General features: G+C 70.9%; 4 protein-coding genes. 1 reads left to right on the plus strand and 3 read right to left on the minus strand.

The features are described from left to right. From AWZ10_RS21720 to AWZ10_RS21730, 3 genes are all read right to left on the minus strand, one after another. On the minus strand, positions 1–524 hold a 524-nt coding region (locus AWZ10_RS21720), incomplete at its 3' end, for a TerD family protein (protein WP_208618539.1). A gap of 74 nt (positions 525–598) precedes the next feature. After that, positions 599–820, minus strand: a complete 222-nt coding sequence (locus tag AWZ10_RS21725; protein ID WP_037691440.1) for a hypothetical protein — start codon at positions 818–820, stop codon at positions 599–601. A 226-nt stretch (positions 821–1,046) separates the two neighbouring features. Continuing rightward, positions 1,047–1,856 (minus strand): NAD-dependent epimerase/dehydratase family protein, encoded by an 810-nt coding sequence (locus AWZ10_RS21730; protein WP_046705171.1) that lies wholly within the window; start codon positions 1,854–1,856, stop codon positions 1,047–1,049. 240 nt (positions 1,857–2,096) lie between these two features. Between AWZ10_RS21730 and AWZ10_RS21735 the strand changes: the two genes are divergently transcribed. Then, positions 2,097–2,334, plus strand: a 238-nt coding sequence (locus AWZ10_RS21735; RefSeq protein ID WP_208618540.1) for a dihydrodipicolinate synthase family protein, incomplete at its 3' end; no start/stop codon positions are given.

Here is a 2,334-nt window from a genome sequence, read left to right on the forward strand (position 1 = left end):
GCGAGGGCGAGCCGGGCCGGGGCCGGGGCGGGCTCCTCCACGGTGACACCGAAGTCCGTCGCGATGCCCGCGAGCCCGTTCGCATACCCCTGGCCGACCGCGCGGGCCTTCCACGCGCCGTTGCGCAGATAGATCTCCACGATCACCAGGGCCGTCTCCGTGCCCAGCTGCGGCGGGGTGAACGTGGAGATCACGGAGCCGTCCGCCGCGTTGCGGATCGTGGCCGTCGGTTCGATGCCCTGGAACGTCTGGCCCGCCGCGTCCGGGCTGGCCGTGATGACGATCTTCTCGATGCCCGGGGGGACGGCCGTCGTGTCCACCGTGATCGAGTCGGGGGTCGTACCGCCGCCGGAGCGGTACGTCACGCCCGGGCCGGTCGGCTGGTTGAAGAAGATGAAGTCGTCGTCCGAGCGCACCTTGCCGTCGGCGGTGAGCAGCAGGCCCGATACGTCGAGCCGCACGGGCGCGGCGACGTCCACCGCGACGCGGGTGGCGGGCAGCGGGATGTTCGAGCCGGGGGTCATAGCGGTCATGCGTGGTGAACGATTCAGGCCGCTTTACCGTTCCCTTACCCACGGGTGCCTGGCGGCCGTTCGGGTCAGCGGCGGTTGCGGGGGTGTTCCCGGGCCGTGCGTTCGTTGCCCCGTCGGTAGTTTCCGGTCCAGCGGGCCATGACCAGCTGCGGGTCGCCCGCCGCCACCTCGGCGAGGAAGCGGGCGGCTCGCGGACCGCGCAGCGTCGTGGCCGCGCGGCCGTGGTGGTCGATCGTCACCGTGCCGTCGGCGTGCTGGGTGTGGGTGAATCCCTGGGGACGTGGCATGTCCCGGATGGTAGGGGCGGAGGTGGCGCCAGCCCAGCGAATTTCGGACACCCGGCCGTCCCCGGTGGTCCCGTGCCCCGATCGTGGCCCTCCGCCTGCAGAGGTTGTGGTGGCCGGTACGGCAGTAGGAGCGGGCGGGCACGATCGGTGCCCACCCGCTCCTTTCCGTACGTCGGTACGGCCCTCGTATCCTGTACGACGTACGAACCCGGGTGAGCCCGGTCGCTCAGTACGGCCAGATCGGCGGGTCGCTCACGAAGTGGCCGCCCAGGTTGGCGTGGGCCACGTTCTCGGGGTCCAGTTCGCCCTGCTCGGCGATCAGCTTCTCGGCGTACGGCTCGGAGTCGTCCCGGGGCTCGTAGCCGAGGGCGCGGGCGGTGGAGAGGTCCCACCACAGGCGGGTGTTGGCGGAGGAGCCGTAGACGACGGTGTGGCCGACATTCTCGGCGGTCAGGGCCGCGTCGAAGAGGCGGGCGCCGTCGGCCGGGCTCATCCAGAGCGAGAGCATGCGGACGCTGGTGGGCTCGGGGAAGCAGGAGCCGATGCGGACGGAGACCGTCTCCAGGCCGTGCTTGTCCCAGTAGAGCTGGGCCAGGTCCTCACCGAAGGACTTGGACAGGCCGTAGAAGGTGTCGGGGCGGTGGGCGGTCTCGATCGGAATCAGCGGGTCCTGGCCCTGCGGGCGGGGCGTGAAGCCCACCGCGTGGTTGGAGGACGCGAACACGATACGGGGGACGCCCTCCGCGCGGGCGGCCTCGTACAGGTTGTACGTCCCCTCGATGTTCGCCCTGAGGATCTTCTCGAAGGAGGCTTCCAGGGAGATGCCCGCGAGGTGGATGATCGCGTCGACGCCCCGTACGGCCTCGCGCAGGGCATCCTTGTCGGCGAGGTCGGCCGTGATCGCGTCCGGCGCGCCCTCGACGGGCAGCACGTCCAGGAGGCGCAGCTCGTAGCCGTGGGCCGGGAGCAGGTCCCGCATCAGGGTGCCGAGTCCACCGGCGGCGCCGGTGAGCAGAACGGTGCGGGGAGCGGGCATCCGTGGATCTCCTTGCATCGCCATTCGTGCACATGGGCGTCCGGCATTCACATTCATGGACACGCTAGGGAGTGTGGGTCCCGTGCGTCAAGTGTGGCGCCGAGGTGCGAAATCGCTGGTGCGGCGCGGGTTGCTCGGCTTGACCGGCCGCAAGGAGGCGCCTTAGCGTGCTGTTGTTCAGAAATGTAGACACTGATCAGTGACATGGACTTGGGAGAGCCCGTGGACTTGGCAGAGCCCGTGACGCCGGCCCCTCTCGCCGCCCGGCTCATGGTCCCCAGCGGACCGCTGTTCTTCCCCGTCACGGCGTACGGCCCGGACGGCGCGGTCGATCTCGACGCCTACCGCGCGCACGTCCGCCGGGGCGTCGAGGCCGGGGCGGCCGCGGTCTTCGCCTGCTGCGGCACCGGCGAGTTCCACGCGCTCACGCCGGAGGAGTTCCAGGAGTGCGTACGGGCCGCCGTCGCGGAGACGGCCG

This window comes from Streptomyces europaeiscabiei (assembly GCF_001550375.1).
Classification (GTDB): Bacteria; Actinomycetota; Actinomycetes; order Streptomycetales; family Streptomycetaceae; genus Streptomyces; species Streptomyces europaeiscabiei.

What these genes read in the sequence shown, in the direction of transcription:
- AWZ10_RS21725 (WP_037691440.1), bottom strand. Translation starts at nt 820, where the DNA reads ATGCCACGTCCCCAGGGATTCACCCACACCCAGCACGCCGACGGCACG.
- AWZ10_RS21730 (WP_046705171.1), bottom strand. Translation starts at nt 1,856, where the DNA reads ATGCCCGCTCCCCGCACCGTTCTGCTCACCGGCGCCGCCGGTGGACTC.